At 28.7% G+C, this 14,978-nt stretch carries 18 protein-coding genes; all 18 read left to right on the top strand.

All coding sequences use genetic code 11. The annotated features are described in order from the left end of the window. Positions 1 to 12: 12 nt before the first annotated feature. The 18 genes from IR152_RS07715 to dxs all read left to right on the top strand — a co-directional run bounded on the left by IR152_RS07715 (position 13) and on the right by dxs (position 14,975). A complete protein-coding gene (locus tag IR152_RS07715; protein ID WP_227451197.1) occupies positions 13 to 552 on the top strand; it encodes a GNAT family N-acetyltransferase in 540 nt (179 codons plus the stop codon). An 88-nt stretch (positions 553 to 640) separates the two neighbouring features. Continuing rightward, the gene (locus IR152_RS07710; RefSeq protein WP_227451196.1) at positions 641 to 2,626 is read left to right on the top strand and encodes a fructose-1,6-bisphosphatase; all 1,986 of its coding nucleotides are present in this window, start codon (positions 641 to 643) and stop codon (positions 2,624 to 2,626) included. 221 nt (positions 2,627 to 2,847) lie between these two features. Next, complete coding sequence (gene spoIIIAA, locus IR152_RS07705; protein ID WP_227451195.1) at positions 2,848 to 3,816, top strand: stage III sporulation protein AA; 969 nt, start codon at positions 2,848 to 2,850, stop codon at positions 3,814 to 3,816. Next, the gene (locus tag IR152_RS07700) at positions 3,806 to 4,327 is read left to right on the top strand and encodes a stage III sporulation protein AB (protein WP_227451194.1); all 522 of its coding nucleotides are present in this window, start codon (positions 3,806 to 3,808) and stop codon (positions 4,325 to 4,327) included. Before spoIIIAA ends, IR152_RS07700 begins: the two co-directional genes overlap by 11 nt. 16 nt (positions 4,328 to 4,343) lie before the next feature. Continuing rightward, a complete protein-coding gene (gene spoIIIAC / locus IR152_RS07695; protein WP_009888937.1) occupies positions 4,344 to 4,541 on the top strand; it encodes a stage III sporulation protein AC in 198 nt (65 codons plus the stop codon). Between the two features lie 24 nt (positions 4,542 to 4,565). Then, entirely contained in the window at positions 4,566 to 4,943 is a 378-nt protein-coding gene (gene spoIIIAD / locus IR152_RS07690; RefSeq protein WP_003428424.1) for a stage III sporulation protein AD, read from the top strand. Between the two features lie 84 nt (positions 4,944 to 5,027). Beyond that, positions 5,028 to 6,233 (top strand): stage III sporulation protein AE, encoded by a 1,206-nt coding sequence (gene spoIIIAE, locus IR152_RS07685; RefSeq protein ID WP_227451193.1) that lies wholly within the window; start codon positions 5,028 to 5,030, stop codon positions 6,231 to 6,233. Positions 6,234 to 6,292: 59 nt separating this feature from the next. Next, positions 6,293 to 6,910, top strand: a complete 618-nt coding sequence (locus IR152_RS07680; protein WP_227451192.1) for a stage III sporulation protein AF — start codon at positions 6,293 to 6,295, stop codon at positions 6,908 to 6,910. 11 nt (positions 6,911 to 6,921) lie between these two features. Then, entirely contained in the window at positions 6,922 to 7,476 is a 555-nt protein-coding gene (locus tag IR152_RS07675) for a stage III sporulation protein AG (RefSeq protein ID WP_227451191.1), read from the top strand. A 26-nt stretch (positions 7,477 to 7,502) separates the two neighbouring features. Then, positions 7,503 to 8,183 carry a SpoIIIAH-like family protein gene (locus IR152_RS07670; protein ID WP_227451190.1) on the top strand — a complete coding sequence of 227 codons (681 nt, stop codon included), beginning with the start codon at positions 7,503 to 7,505 and terminating at the stop codon, positions 8,181 to 8,183. A gap of 109 nt (positions 8,184 to 8,292) precedes the next feature. Next, positions 8,293 to 8,655 carry an Asp23/Gls24 family envelope stress response protein gene (locus IR152_RS07665; RefSeq protein ID WP_003419170.1) on the top strand — a complete coding sequence of 121 codons (363 nt, stop codon included), beginning with the start codon at positions 8,293 to 8,295 and terminating at the stop codon, positions 8,653 to 8,655. A gap of 84 nt (positions 8,656 to 8,739) precedes the next feature. Then, positions 8,740 to 9,246: a transcription antitermination factor NusB gene (gene nusB / locus IR152_RS07660; protein ID WP_227451189.1), complete on the top strand. Its 507-nt coding sequence runs from the start codon at positions 8,740 to 8,742 to the stop codon at positions 9,244 to 9,246. Next, entirely contained in the window at positions 9,230 to 10,300 is a 1,071-nt protein-coding gene (locus IR152_RS07655; RefSeq protein WP_227451188.1) for an O-sialoglycoprotein endopeptidase, read from the top strand. The genes nusB and IR152_RS07655 overlap by 17 nt, the downstream gene beginning before the upstream one ends. Continuing rightward, positions 10,297 to 11,502 (top strand): exodeoxyribonuclease VII large subunit, encoded by a 1,206-nt coding sequence (xseA, locus tag IR152_RS07650; RefSeq protein WP_227451187.1) that lies wholly within the window; start codon positions 10,297 to 10,299, stop codon positions 11,500 to 11,502. The genes IR152_RS07655 and xseA overlap by 4 nt, the downstream gene beginning before the upstream one ends. A 1-nt stretch (position 11,503) precedes the next feature. Beyond that, positions 11,504 to 11,719, top strand: coding sequence for an exodeoxyribonuclease VII small subunit (gene xseB, locus IR152_RS07645; RefSeq protein ID WP_227451186.1), 216 nt, complete (start codon positions 11,504 to 11,506; stop codon positions 11,717 to 11,719). 2 nt (positions 11,720 to 11,721) lie between these two features. Beyond that, the gene (locus tag IR152_RS07640) at positions 11,722 to 12,609 is read left to right on the top strand and encodes a polyprenyl synthetase family protein (RefSeq protein ID WP_227451185.1); all 888 of its coding nucleotides are present in this window, start codon (positions 11,722 to 11,724) and stop codon (positions 12,607 to 12,609) included. A 29-nt stretch (positions 12,610 to 12,638) separates the two neighbouring features. Then, positions 12,639 to 13,076 (top strand): divergent PAP2 family protein, encoded by a 438-nt coding sequence (locus tag IR152_RS07635; protein WP_003428407.1) that lies wholly within the window; start codon positions 12,639 to 12,641, stop codon positions 13,074 to 13,076. A 33-nt stretch (positions 13,077 to 13,109) separates the two neighbouring features. Beyond that, positions 13,110 to 14,975: a 1-deoxy-D-xylulose-5-phosphate synthase gene (dxs, locus tag IR152_RS07630; RefSeq protein ID WP_227451184.1), complete on the top strand. Its 1,866-nt coding sequence runs from the start codon at positions 13,110 to 13,112 to the stop codon at positions 14,973 to 14,975. Positions 14,976 to 14,978: the final 3 nt, after the last annotated feature.

Below are 14,978 nucleotides of genomic sequence, written 5' to 3'. Positions count from 1 at the left end.
GGAGGTAAATTTATGCCAACAATAACATTAAAAAATGGTGTAGACGTGATTATTAGAGAAGGAGTAAAAGAAGATGCTCAAAGTATTATAGATTTTTATAATGAAGTAGGTGGAGAAACTCATTTTCTCTCATTTGGGAAGGATGAATATAAAATATCTTTGGAGGAACAAGAAAATGCTATAGAAGAAGCGAAGTCGTCTGATAATTCAGTAAAATTGATTGCATTTATAGATAGTGAAATAGTTGGTATTGCGACGATTGATTCTAATCAAAAAGCGAAAGGAAAGCATGTTGGAATATTAGGAATTGTTGTAAAAGAAAAATATTGGGGAATTGGATTGGGTAAAAGACTTATGTTAGACCTTATAGAATGGTGTAAATCAAATGGAATAACTAAGAAAATAACTCTTGTCACTAATGAAGAAAATTATAATGCTATAGAATTATACAAAAAAGTTGGATTTGAAGTAGAGACTATACTAAAAAAAGAATGTTATTATAATGGTATTTATACTAATTTAATAGGAATGTCACTTTTATTGGGAATATAATTAGTGTATATTTTATCTCGGGAAAAGTATATTAAGTATGGTATAATTAAAAAAGAATATAACTTAATATAATTTTGGAGGACGAATTATGAAAAATCTGTGTAAAATATCAGATGATTATTTAAACAGCAAGCTTAAGTATTTAAAGTTATTGTCAAAACAATATACAAGTATATCAAAAGCAAGTACAGAAATAATAAATTTAGAGGCTATATTAAATCTTCCAAAGGGAACAGAACATTTTATAACAGATGTACATGGTGAATATGAACCATTTGTCCATGTATTAAAAAATGGTTCTGGTGTAATAAAGAGAAAAATAGAAGAATTGTTTTCAAATACAATAAGAGACAGTGAAAAAAAAATGTTAGCAACTCTTGTATATTATCCTGAACAAAAATTAGATTTAATAATTAAGCAAGAGGAAAATATAGATGATTTTTATAGAATAAATATTTATAGGCTTATAGAACTTTGTAAGTATGCTTCTAGCAAATATACTAGGTCTAAAGTCAGAAAGCTTTTACCAGAAAATTTTAAATACATAATAGAAGAACTTTTGCACGAGCATGTTAAAAGTGAGCATAAAGAAGAGTACTATAAAAGTATAGTTGAAACAATAGTTGATATAGGAATAGCTAAAGAGTTTATAATTGCTATTTCTACAGTTATACAAAAATTAGTTGTGGATAGACTGCATGTAATAGGAGACATTTATGATAGAGGTCCAAGACCAGATATAATTGTCGACAAGCTTATTGAGCATCATTGTGTAGATATTCAATGGGGAAATCATGATATATTATGGATGGGTGCAGCGTCAGGTGAAAAAACTTGTATAGCAAATGCACTTAGGATATCAGCTAGATATGCGAATTTAGACATTGTAGAAGACATATATGGAATAAATCTATTGCCTTTAGCCACTTTTGCTATAGAGATGTATGAAGATGACCCTTGTAAAGAATTTATTCCAAAGATTAATGACCAAAGTGTAACAACAACAGAAAAATCTTTAATGGCGAAAATGCATAAAGCAATAAGTATAATTCAATTTAAGCTTGAAGGTGAAGTTATAAGACGAAGACCTGAGTTTGAGATGGAACATAGACTTTTGCTCAACATGATAAATTATAATGAAGGTACGATTACTTTAAAAGGGAAAACATATAAATTAAAAGATACCTATTTGCCTACAATAGACAAAAAAGACCCATATAAATTAACAATAGAAGAAAAAAACGTTATGGATAAATTAGTATCTTCATTTAGAGGCAGTGAAAAATTACAAAAACATGTTTCATTTTTATTTTCTAAAGGAAGTATATATTTAAAAGCAAACTCAAATTTATTGATTCATGGATGTGTACCATTAAATGAAGATGGAAGTTTTATGTCTATGAATATAATGGGAAAAGAGTATAAAGGTAAAGTTCTTATGGATAAAATGGAATCTCTAGCAAGAGAAGGGTTTTTCTTTAAAGATAAAGCAGAAGAAAAACTATATGGTATGGATATTATGTGGTATTTGTGGACTGGAAAATGTTCATCATTATTTGGAAAAGATGATATGACTACATTTGAAAGGTATTTTATAGCAGAAAAAGAGACTCATAAAGAAAATAAGAATCCATATTTTAAGCTTAGAGAAAATGAGATGGCTTGTGAAAAAATATTTGAAGAATTTGATTTAGAACTTGATGAATCACATATAATAAATGGTCATGTTCCTGTGGAAAGTAAAAATGGGGAGAGTCCAATAAAAGCTAATGGTAAAATTCTCGTTATAGATGGTGGTTTTTCTAGAGCTTACCAAAAAACTACTGGTATAGCTGGATACACTTTGATATACAATTCTAGAACCTTACAATTAGTATCACATGAACCATTTAATTCTGCAGAAGAAGCCATTGCAAATGAAAGCGATATTTTATCCACAACCGTTGTAGTAGAGCATAAAACAGAGAGAAAAATGGTGAGAGATACTGATGAAGGAGTAAAAATACAAGAAGAAATAGAAGATTTAAAACTACTTTTGATGGCTTATAAGAAAGGTATAATAAAAGAAATGTAGATATTATAGAGACACTTCATAATGGAAGTGTCTTTTTTTATTGAGTAATATATTATAAAGATTAATAATAGTAATTTAACAGAACCTACTTACTAAATGAATCCTAAATAAATAGATTTACTTTTTTTATTGATAAACATTATTTAAAAAATATATATGTTTTGGTAATATTCCTTGTCCTTTATAAATAGAATTATATAAACAAAGGAGGAGGACAAGAAATGAATAAACTTTCTGATGAAATAATAAACTCTCTTTCTACAACTATAAGAGAAAAGGTAGAAAAAGTCTCAAACAATAATCTAAACATAGAAGAAATTAGGTTACGCTCAGAAAAACCATTGATACTAAATGCAAACTCTAAAGATTATTTTTACAATCAAAAAACTATGACCCTCGATTTAAATCAACAAAACTCATATGTAGTAACAAGAGAAGATGTAGAGCAAACCTTTCAAATAATATGTAAATATTCAATACATTCATTTATGGACGATATAAAAAAAGGATTTATAACTTTGAGAGGTGGTCATAGAGTAGGATTAGTTGGAAAAGTAATAGTAGAAGATGGACAAGTCAAAAACATAAAGCATATATCATCTTTAAATATAAGAGTATCAAGGGAAATTATTGGATGCTCTAATAAGATTTTAAGTCATATCATAAAGGGAAAAAATCAGATTAATAATACATTGATAATATCACCACCTCAATGTGGAAAAACAACTTTAATAAGAGATATAGTAAGAAATTTAAGTAATGGTAATGAGGATTATGGATTTAAAGGTTTGAAAGTAGCTCTGGTAGATGAGCGTAATGAGATAGCAGGTGCTTATCTAGGTGTTCCACAAATGGATGTTGGAATAAGGACTGATATAATAGAAACTTGCCCAAAAGACTTGGGTATTACGATGCTTTTAAGGTCTATGTCACCAAATGTTATTGTGACAGATGAGATTGGAAGTGAAAAAGAAATAAAGGTATTATACACAGCATTAAATGGAGGGATAGGATTAATAACTACTGTGCATGGGGATTCGATAGATGATATACAAAATAGAAAAGAGTTAAGTAGACTTCTAGATAAAGAATTATTTAAAAAAGTTATAATTCTTTCTGCAAAAAGAGGAGCAGGAACGATTGAAAAAATTTATGATTTAGAAGAAAAGAGATGGTATTTTGCAAATTAAAATAATTATTATAGCTCTTTTAATAGGAAGTAGTTATTTAATAGGTGAACATATATACAAAACTTATACTCGTAGACATAAACAATTAAACGATTTAATAAGAGTTTTAGAAATTTTGAGGATGGATTTATCTTTCGGGCTTTATACATTAGAAGAAATTTTTAATAGAATAGGTGGAAATAAAGAGTTTTGTTTTTGGAAATTTTTCTATCAAATATCAGAAGGGCTTCACAATGAACGAAGTAAAACTTTGGAAATGATAATATCAGAAAATATTGATGTCTTAAATAAAGAAACTTATCTAGGTAATAGAGAAATCGAGGAACTGAAAAATCTAATACTTACTTTAGGGAAAAGTGATATAGAGTCACAACAAAGAATGATAGATTTATCTATAGAAAATTTGAAAAAACAAACCTATGAGACAAAGGAAGATATAAACAAAAAAGGCGTATTGTATAAAAAATTAGTGACGTTTATAGGTATAGGTATATGTATTATATTGATTTAATATGGGGAGGTTTATTATGGAAATATCATTGATATTAAAGGTTGCAGGTGTCGGTATTCTAATATCAGTATTGAATATGATATTGGAAAAAACAGATAGAAAAGATTGGGCAGGTCTTACTACATTAGCAGGTGTAATAATCGTATTGGGCATGGTAATAACAGAAATAAGTGATTTGTTTAATACTGTAAGAACAATGTTTCAACTTTACTAAAGAGGAGGGAGTAATTTGGAAATAATGCAATTAATAGGAATTGCAATCATTTCAACTACACTCTGTTTAGTAATTAAAAAAGATAGACCAGAGATAGCAAATTTCATAGCAATAATAACTGGAGTAATAATACTACTATCAGTTATGTTTAAGCTAAATTTCATAGTAGATAGTATACAAGATTTAGCTAATAAGGCTAATATCCCGACTATGTATATATCATTAATAATAAAATTAATTGGGATAGCATACTTAATGGAATTTGCGATACAACTTTGTAAAGATTGTGGGGAAGGAAACATTGCTTCAAAACTAGAGTTTGGAGGTAAGATAATAGTTATGTCAATGTCTTTCCCTATACTTTTATCCATTGTAGAAATGGTGGTAAACATAATTCCATAGTTGTATATCTTGGAATGACTATGGGTATATTAGAGAGCTTTAGTTGTATTGAGGTTTATAGAGTGAAGAGAGGCATGGTTGCTTATGAAAAAAAGATTTTTACCAATGATTATAGGTTTTTTATTTACTTTCTTTTTTATAAATATCTTTGCTATTATGATATTTGCTAATGAAGTACCAAGTAGTGAAAATAAAGAATATGGTGAAACAAAAAATAGCATAGATAAATATATAGATGGTCAGTTAGATAAGCTGGATATAAATGAAATTCAAGACTATATAAATAAAGAAATAGTTATTAATGATGTTAATTTAAAATCGTTTGTAAAAGATTTAATTAGTGGAGAAAAAAATATCTTAGATTTATTCAATAAAGATGGATTGAAGATATTGATGTTTGATGAATTTAAAGCAAGTTTAAAAGTAGTAGCAGTGATTTTGGTACTGGCTCTGTTATCATCCATTTTAAAGAGTCTAGAAAACTCTTTTTCATCAGGTGCAGTAAGTCAAATAGCAACATATATAATATTTATCACAATGGTATCACTTACACTTGTTGGTTTCAAAGATGTATTACAGATTTGCTATAATGCAATAGACCATACTGTAGGTCTTATGCAAGTTATAATGCCAATATTAATAACATTTTTACTTTTAATTGGATTCCCAATAACATCTACCACTTTGAATCCTATCTTCATAGGAGGAGTAACATTTATAAATGTATTTTTTAAAAACTTCCTATTTGTATCTATTACTATTGCATTTGGAATTTTAATAATAAACAATTTATCAAAAAATATAAGGCTAAAGAGATTTTTCTCCTTTGTAAAACAAATAAATTATGTTTCTATTGGAGCGATGTTTACAGTTTATTTGGGTCTTGTATCTATACAAGGCTTGTATGTAACTAGTTTTGATAAATTCAGTGTAAAAACTGCTAAATTTGCTATAGGTAATTTTATTCCTGTTGTCGGTGGATTTGTATCCGATTCTGTGGATATTTTATTATCTTCATCTCAGCTTATAAAAAATATATTTGGAGGAATAGGACTTATCTTACTTGTTGGAATTTGTTTGCTTCCAGTGATAAAAATTTTATCAGTGATAGTAGTATACAAATTAGCGGCAATAATTGTAGAGCCTGTTGGAGAAGATGGAATATCTAATTTTTTAAATGAAGTTGCAAATTTAATGATAATAATGCTAGCATCAGTAATCGCTATAACAGTAATGTTCTTTGTAACTGTAGCTATTTTGACCTCGATAAGTGTCGTAAGTCAAGGATAATTCATATATCAATGAAAAATGATTACGTTTAATCTAAAGTTTTTAGAGAGGAGGATGCTATGTTAGAGGGCATAAAGGCATGGATAGTTAGTGTTTTGATAGGAGCTTTTATAGTAAATATAGTAGACATGATTTTACCAAATTCTAAGATAAAACCTTATGTCAACTTAGTTTTAAACTTTATGTTTGTATTTATTGTAATAACTCCAGTAGTAGGTTTTTTTTCAAAAGATATGAGTTTAGAAGACAGAATCTTGAAATCCATGGGAAACTACAACAAACAGTATGTAGATAGTACAAATGCTTTGGCAAAAGAGACTGGAAATAATAGTCTATCTAAGGGATATGAGGATGGTTTAAAAGAAGTACTTAAATTAAAGCTTGACGAATATGGTTATGATTTAGAAGATATAGAGCTTAATGGAGCAAATATAAATAATATAAAAATAAAAGAAAAGAATAATGATACAAAAAATAATGGCAGTACTAATGAAGAAAATAAAAATAATAGTACTAAAAGAGATGAAGAAAACATAAACTCTAATGACAAAGAAAATTCTAAACAAGTCTTTAAAAAAGGTACAGAATATGGACTGAATCTAAATGAAGAAAAATTAAAAAATGACTTAATAAAGGTGCTTGATGTTTCTATAGAAGATATACAAATTGATAAATAGGAGTTGGGAGAATGTTGAAAAACTTAAATGACAAAGATAAGAGAAAGGTATATTCACTAATAACTATAGCTGGAATATGTGTGGTTTCATTAGTATTATTATCTTGTTTTCCTAGTAGCAATAATGATAAACAAGTTGGAAAAACAGAGGCTAACAAAAGTACTGAAAAGCAAGTCACTAAAGAACAAGAAAAAGATGATTTGGAATCAAAATTAACAACAATACTATCTAAAATTGATGGTGCAGGAGATGTTGATGTAATGGTTACATTTGAATCGAGTGAAGAGATACAACCTGCCTTTAATTCAAATAATACAACAGAAACAACAGAGGAAAAAGATGCACAAGGTGGAGAAAGAACAGTTACGACTTCTAGTGAAAATAAAACAATGATAACTTCAAATTCAAGTGACCCTGTAGTTATAAAAACTACAGAGCCAAAGATAAAGGGAGTGATAGTGGTAGCAAGTGGAGCAAATGACCCAAGTGTTAAAGAAACACTTTATAGTGCAGTACAAACATCATTACAAGTAGCTGGTCATCAAGTAGAAATATATTCTAAATAAATACATATAACCGGGGGGATAAATGAATGAAGTTTAATTATAAGGGAAGAGGATTTGTAATAATAACTTTAACTGCAATGTTAGTTGTAGTAGGAACAGTGAATTATCAATTAAGTAAGAAATCCTTATTGGAAACATCAAAAGAGTTTAAGGCATATGAAGAAGCACAGTTGCAAAAAAATACTGATGATAGTAGTAAGACAGAGGATTCTAGTAATGTAGATAAACAAGATGGAAAGGAAAGTGCTGATATTGACATAGTTGATAGCAAAGCTAGTAAAGTAAAAGAAAAGGCAACTGAGACAAGTAAGGAAATAAAAGCTCAATTATCATCTGAGAAAAACATGAAAAAGGCATCTTATATTTTAGATATGAAAATGAACAGAGAAAAACAAAGAAATGAGTTAGTTCAAGATTTAAATGAAATGATAAATAATCCATCTACAACAGAAGAATCTAGAAAAGAAGCTTCTAATATGAAATTAAATATAGTTAAAATTCAAGAAAAAGAACTTCAAATAGAAAATCTTTTGAGTACAAAAGGATATGAGGAAGCATTAGTTTATATAAGCGATAACAAAGTTAATGTAGTTGTGAACGAAGCTAAATTAGAAAAGAAAGATGCAGCAAAAATATTTGATTTAGTTGCAGAACAAGCCAATGTAAAGTATGAAAATATTAAACTTACAAATAATAATAATAAGTAAAGTATAAACCTCAGAATTAACTGAGGTTATTTTCTTGCAAAGTAGACTTGTATTTGGTATTATTATACTTATAAAAATAGTTCCTTAAAATCAGGAGGTAAGTTTTAATATGGAAGATAATAAATTTGGACAAGTAAAAATATCTAATGATGTAATAGCTACAATAGCTGGTCTAGCAGCATTAGAAGTTGAAGGCATAGAAACTACAGCAACATTAACAGATAAGTTGTTAAAAAATAACGGGGTAAAAATACAAATAGAAGAAGAGGATGTTAATTTAGATGTAATGGTTACGATAAAGTATGGAATGTCAATACCAGATACAGCTTTTAAAGTTCAAGAAAATGTAAAAAATACTGTTGAGACAATGACAGGACTGAAGGTTTCTCAAGTAAATATACACATTCAAGGAATCAGCTTTAAAAAAGATAAAGTTGATAAAGAAGAAGCAAAAGCAACTAAGAAAAATTAATATTAACCCTCTGAAAAGTCAGAGGGTTTTTTGCTGGTAATTGATTTTATATGGATAATTAAACTTAAAGGAGAATTTTAATTGATGAAAAAAGATAGGGCACAAAAGAGTACAACAAGAGAATATATAATGAAATTTATATATCAAATAAATATTAATAAAGAAGATTTTGAAGCTTTAGAGGATAAGGTAGATACTTTTCTAAAAGATAATTCAGAGCATATTATAAATAGATATGAAGAGCTTGCTCTTCAATATTCAAGTAACTCAAATTTAAAGTTAGAAGATAATAAGCTTGAAGATGTTATAGACAGAACATATATAAATTCAGTATGCAAAGTACTAAAAGAAAATCATGATAAGATAGATGAGTTAATAAATAAGCATGCTAAAAACTGGACAGTAGATAGAATGCCAAAGGTAGATGTGTCTATACTTAGATTGTCTGTGTGTGAAATACTTTATTTAGATACTCCTAATAAAGTATCAATAAATGAAGCTGTAGAACTTGCAAAGATATATTGTGATGATAAATCTCCTAAATTTATAAATGGTATATTGGGAAGTGTTGTTGATGAAATTGCGAAATAATATAATAATTGGAATTGATACTAGCTGCTATACTACTTCTATAGCAGCTATCTCTTTAGATAAGAAAGTTATATTCAATGAAAAAATAATGTTAGAAGTAAGAGAGAATGCAAAAGGTCTAAGACAAAGTGAAGCTGTATTCCAACATATCAATAATTTAGGGATTCTTAGTGATAGGATAAAATCTTTTAAAGATAGGTTTAATGTAGAAGGGGTTTGTTCATCTACAAAACCTAGACCCGTTGAAAACTCATATATGCCTGTATTCAATGTAGGGCATAATTTTGGGAAGCTATTATCCAGTATATATGGTTGTGGGTTTTATGAGACTACTCATCAAGAAAATCACATTGAAGCAAGTTTATTAAATAGTAAATTAAAAAATAATAATAGATTTATTTCTGTTCACATGTCTGGTGGCACTACAGAGATACTTTTAATAAGCAAATTGGATAGTAATTATAATATATCGGATACTAATTTAGATGGAATTACCAAAATAAGTAATAAAAAAGATGATAAAAGTAAGTTATACAATAATTTTGGATATAATATAGATATAATTGGAGGAAGTAAAGATATTAGCTTTGGTCAACTTATAGATAGGGTAGGAGTTAAGCTTGGATATAAGTTTCCTTCAGGAAAATATTTAGATGAAAATGCTTTAAATTGTAATCTTAAAATAGAAAGTGGTCTGAAAACCTCTGTAAGAGATGGATATATGAATTTATCTGGTTTAGAAAATCAGGTAAATAAGATTATAGAGGATAATGGATATAATACTAATCAAAAAGAATACATATCTAAGTTAGTATTAGATTCAGTAGTTAGAAATATGTTTAAATCTTTAGTATATTTATGTGAAACTTATAATGTAAATGAAGTAGTATTTGCAGGTGGAGTTTCTGCAAGTAAGTATATTCTTAGAGAATTAAGCATGAAATTAAGAAAAAAGCATATAGAAGCTTACTTTACAGAACCACAATATTCAACTGATAATGCTGTTGGGTGTGCTATAATAGGATTGAATAACTTTTTAGGAGAAAGAGTATGAAACTAAGAGCTTTAGATATAAGTGAAGCAAATTCATATATTAAAAGAATTTTAATAAACGACCCAATACTTTCTAACCTCAAAGTCAAAGGAGAAATTTCTAACTTTAAGGTTCATAGTAGTGGAAATGTATATTTATCACTTAAAGACGAAACATCAAAGTTAAACTGTGTAATTTTTAAAAGTAATTTTAATCGCAATCTAAAATTAGATAATGGTGTGAAAGTTATAGCTAATGGATATATATCAGTTTATGAAAGAGATGGTGCGTATCAGTTATACATTAATGAAATTGAAATAGAGGGAATAGGAAATTTACACATAGAATTTAATAGACTAAAGGAAAAACTTAATAAAGAAGGATTATTTGACCCTAAATACAAGATACCTATACCAAAAATGCCAAACTCAATTGGTGTTATAACATCTCCAACAGGTGCTGTTATAAGAGATATAATAAATGTGATAAAAAGAAGATATCCGAAAGTTAATATAAAGCTTTATCCAGTAACAGTTCAAGGAGATAAATCAGCTGAAGAAATCTGTGAAGCAATTAGATTTTTCAATCATATGAAGAATGTTGATACACTTATAATTGGTAGAGGTGGGGGTTCAATAGAAGAACTTTGGTCTTTTAATGATGAAATGGTGGCAAGAGAGGTTTTTAATTCTCAAATTCCAATAATATCAGCAGTTGGGCATGAAACTGACTTTACTATTTGTGACTTTGTATCTGATATGAGAGCACCGACACCGTCAGCAGCAGCAGAGATTGCTACTCCATCATTGGATGATATAAATTATAAACTTGGAAATATAAAAAGCAGAATGAGTAAGTCTCTTACAAATCAAATTGAGCTAGACCAATATAGGTTAGAGGCAGTATTTAATAAGATAAATAACTATTTAGATTCTTACACAATAAAAGATAAAGTTATACAATTGGATAAAATATATGATAAAATAATTTTTGGAATAGAGAATAATTTAAAATTAGAAGATGAAAAACTAGTAAAAATTGGAGCATTACTCCATAATCTAAGTCCATTAGCTACTATGGACAGAGGTTATAGTATAGCTCAAAAAAATGGAAAGGTAATAAGTAGTATAAAAGGATTAAAAATAAAGGATAGTATAGATATAGTATTAAAAGATGGAAATTTAGAATGTATGATAGATAAAATTGAAAATAAAGAGGGATAGTATGAATTTAACCTATGAAGAAGCTTATAAAAGATTAGAGAGCATTTTAAATGATTTAGAATCTAAAAATGCTAGCTTAGATGAATCTTTAAGCTTGTATGAAGAAGGTATAAGCCTTTATAAACATTGTAATAAGCTTTTAGATGATGCTAAATTGAAAATAAGTAAATTTAATCAATTAGGAATAGAAGAAGACTTTAGAGTAGAGGAGGAGTAAAATTGGAATTTAAACAATGCCTGAAAGAAAAAGCGAGTTTTATAGAAAATGTACTTAAAGAATATATGCCTAAAGAAGAGGGGTATCAAAAAACTGTTATTGAAGCTATGAACTACAGTTTGAGTGCTGGAGGCAAGAGATTAAGACCAATACTTACATTAGAGGCCTGTAAAATAGTTGGAGGGAATGAAGAAGACGCTATTCCTTTTGCTATTGCAATTGAAATGATACATACATACTCACTAATACATGATGATTTGCCAGCTCTTGACAATGATGACTTAAGAAGAGGAAGACTAACAAATCATAAAGTATATGGAGAAGCTATGGGCATTTTAGCAGGAGATGCGCTACTAAATTATGCTTTTGAAGTAATGCTTGCAGGTTCAATCAATAAAGAAAACCCGGAAAAATATCTAAAAGCTATAAATGAAATAGCTAAAGGTGCTGGTATATATGGAATGATAGGTGGTCAAGTAGTAGATGTAGAAAGTGAAAATAAACAAATTGAAAAAGAAAAATTAGACTATATACATATGAATAAAACTGCTGCAATGATGGTAGGCTGTATGAGGGCAGGAGCTACTATAGGTGGAGCAAATTCAGAACAAATGGAAGATATAACTAAATATGCAAAAAATATCGGATTATCATTCCAGATAGTAGATGATATACTAGACATAGTAGGAGATGAAGCTAAGTTAGGGAAAAAGGTTGGAAGTGATATAGAAAATCATAAGTCAACGTATCCATCTATTTTAGGTTTAAATAAATCTAAAGAAATTGCACATAATCTGATTGATGAAGCAAAGAAGAGTATAGAAAAATTATCTGACGATGTAGAGTTTTTAAAGGGATTGGCTGAATATATAATAGATAGAGAATACTAAAATATACAGCTAAAATCGAGGAGGGAAAAATGGATTTTTTTTCGGAGATTTTTAACAATGGGGCTTTGGGAATAAGTCTGATTGCTTGTTTCTTAGCACAATTTATAAAAATATTTACTGGCAAAGAAAAAAGAATTGAGTTGTCAAGAATACTTATTTCAGGAGGTATGCCTAGTTCCCATAGTTCTTTTGTTACAAGTTTAGCTACAGTGGTAGGTATTGAAAAAGGATTTAATTCTACTGATTTTGCTATAATTACCGTGCTTGCCTTGATTATAATGTACGATGCAGCAGGTGTTAGAAGGGCTGTTGGTAAACAAGCTACTATATTAAATCAAATGGTAGCAGATATACAACATGGAAAGCATATAGAGCAGAAGAAATTAAAAGAATTAATAGGTCACACGCCACTAGAAGTTTGGTTTGGAGCTTTACTTGGGATAGTAACAGCTTTAATATTGATGTAAATTGAAAATTTACAAAATAAAGGTGAGGATAATATGTATAAATATTTAGATAAAGTAAATTCTCCAAAGGATATAAAAAATATGAGTATAGAAGAAATGGATTTACTTGCAAAGGATATAAGAAAGTTCTTAGTAAAATCTGTTTCAAAGACAGGAGGACACTTAGCCTCTAATTTAGGAGTAGTTGAGTTAACATTAGCACTTCATAAAGTATTTAATAGTCCTAAAGATAAGATTGTATGGGATGTAGGACATCAATCTTATGTTCATAAAATAGTTACTGGAAGAAAAGATTGTTTTGTATCTTTGAGACAATTTAATGGACTAAGTGGTTTTCCAAAGGAGAGTGAAAGTCCTCATGATATTTTTGACACAGGACATAGCAGTACATCTATTTCTATAGCTACAGGTATTGCCTGTGCTAGGGATATAAAAAAAGAAAACTATAGTGTTATATCTGTAATAGGAGATGGTTCTATAACTGGAGGTATGGCACTTGAAGCTTTAAACCAATTAGGATATATAAATACCAATATGATAGTAATCCTTAATGATAATGAGATGTCCATAGATAAAAATGTTGGTGGAATGTCTAAATATCTGTCAAGTATTATAAGAAACTCAACAGTTGAGAAAATGACAGATGAAGTTGATAAAATTTTAAATGTTACACAAACAGGTGAAATTTTATCTAAGACTGCACATAGATTTAAAGATAAACTAATGTGTAGCTTTTCTCCTCAGGACTGTTCATTTTTTGATTCATTAGGTATAAGATATTATGGACCTATAGATGGTCATAATACTAAAGACTTAATAGATATATTGAGAAAGGCTAAACACAAAAAAGGGCCTGTTCTTTTACATGTAATTACGAAAAAAGGAAAAGGGTATAGATTTGCAGAAGAACAACCTGATAAATATCATGGAGTATCGAAGTTTGATATAAAGACAGGTGTTACAACTTCAAAAGTTAAGTCTATGTCAACTAGTGTTGGAGAAAAACTGGTTGATATGGCTAATGATAATGAAGAGATAGTAGCAATAACTGCTGCTATGCCATCTGGTACTGGGTTAAATTTATTTGAAAGTGCATACCCGAAAAGATATTATGATGTTGGTATAGCTGAACAACATGCAACAGGATTTGCAGCAGGTCTTGCAAAAAGTGGTATGAAACCTTACTTTGCTGTGTATTCATCATTTTTGCAAAGGGCATATGACCAGGTTATTCACGATGTATGTATAACAAAAAAGCCAGTTACCTTTCTTATAGATAGAGCTGGGTTAGTTGGAAATGATGGAGAAACTCATCATGGTATGTTTGATTTAAGTTACTTGAATTCTATTCCCAATATTGTAGTAATGGCACCAAAAGACACAAAAGAGATGGAACTTATGATGGATTTGTCATTGGAAGTAGATTGCCCATTAGCGATTAGATACCCAAGAGGAAATAGTTATTACCTAAATAAGGGAGAATATAAAGAAATTATATTAGGTAAGTTTGAGGTATTAGATAATGGACAAGATACAGTTATATTTTCTATTGGAAGTATGGTGAAACATGCTTTAGAAGCTAAAGAACTGTTATTAAAAGAAGGAATAAATCCCACAATAGTTAATGCTAGGTTTCTAAAACCGATGGATGAAGATATGCTGAATGTTTTATTAAAAACTCATAAAAATGTAGTTACTATAGAGGATAACATTGTAACTGGAGGGTTTGGAAGTAGAATAAATAAGTTTATTATAGATAATAAGTATAAGGTAAATATACTTAATATAGCAATACCAGAAGAATTTATAAAACATGGCAATGCAGATGAATTATATGATTTTGTAGGATTATCGCCAAAGAGTATTGCTGATAAAATAAGGAAACTAGTCATTGAGTAAAAG

It is taken from the genome of Clostridioides sp. ES-S-0108-01 (assembly GCF_020662285.1).
Lineage (GTDB): Bacteria > Bacillota > Clostridia > Peptostreptococcales > Peptostreptococcaceae > Clostridioides.
This window is presented reverse-complemented; position numbering and strand designations above follow the sequence as displayed.

Coding starts and splice junctions, on each gene's coding strand:
- IR152_RS07715 (WP_227451197.1), top strand. CDS start 13: ATGCCAACAATAACATTAAAAAATGGTGTAGACGTGATTATTAGAGAA.
- IR152_RS07710 (WP_227451196.1), top strand. CDS start 641: ATGAAAAATCTGTGTAAAATATCAGATGATTATTTAAACAGCAAGCTT.
- spoIIIAA (WP_227451195.1), top strand. CDS start 2,848: ATGAATAAACTTTCTGATGAAATAATAAACTCTCTTTCTACAACTATA.
- spoIIIAC (WP_009888937.1), top strand. CDS start 4,344: ATGGAAATATCATTGATATTAAAGGTTGCAGGTGTCGGTATTCTAATA.
- spoIIIAD (WP_003428424.1), top strand. CDS start 4,566: ATGCAATTAATAGGAATTGCAATCATTTCAACTACACTCTGTTTAGTA.
- spoIIIAE (WP_227451193.1), top strand. CDS start 5,028: ATGAAAAAAAGATTTTTACCAATGATTATAGGTTTTTTATTTACTTTC.
- IR152_RS07680 (WP_227451192.1), top strand. CDS start 6,293: ATGTTAGAGGGCATAAAGGCATGGATAGTTAGTGTTTTGATAGGAGCT.
- IR152_RS07675 (WP_227451191.1), top strand. CDS start 6,922: ATGTTGAAAAACTTAAATGACAAAGATAAGAGAAAGGTATATTCACTA.
- IR152_RS07670 (WP_227451190.1), top strand. CDS start 7,503: ATGAAGTTTAATTATAAGGGAAGAGGATTTGTAATAATAACTTTAACT.
- IR152_RS07665 (WP_003419170.1), top strand. CDS start 8,293: ATGGAAGATAATAAATTTGGACAAGTAAAAATATCTAATGATGTAATA.
- nusB (WP_227451189.1), top strand. CDS start 8,740: ATGAAAAAAGATAGGGCACAAAAGAGTACAACAAGAGAATATATAATG.
- IR152_RS07655 (WP_227451188.1), top strand. CDS start 9,230: ATGAAATTGCGAAATAATATAATAATTGGAATTGATACTAGCTGCTAT.
- xseA (WP_227451187.1), top strand. CDS start 10,297: ATGAAACTAAGAGCTTTAGATATAAGTGAAGCAAATTCATATATTAAA.
- xseB (WP_227451186.1), top strand. CDS start 11,504: ATGAATTTAACCTATGAAGAAGCTTATAAAAGATTAGAGAGCATTTTA.
- IR152_RS07635 (WP_003428407.1), top strand. CDS start 12,639: ATGGATTTTTTTTCGGAGATTTTTAACAATGGGGCTTTGGGAATAAGT.
- dxs (WP_227451184.1), top strand. CDS start 13,110: ATGTATAAATATTTAGATAAAGTAAATTCTCCAAAGGATATAAAAAAT.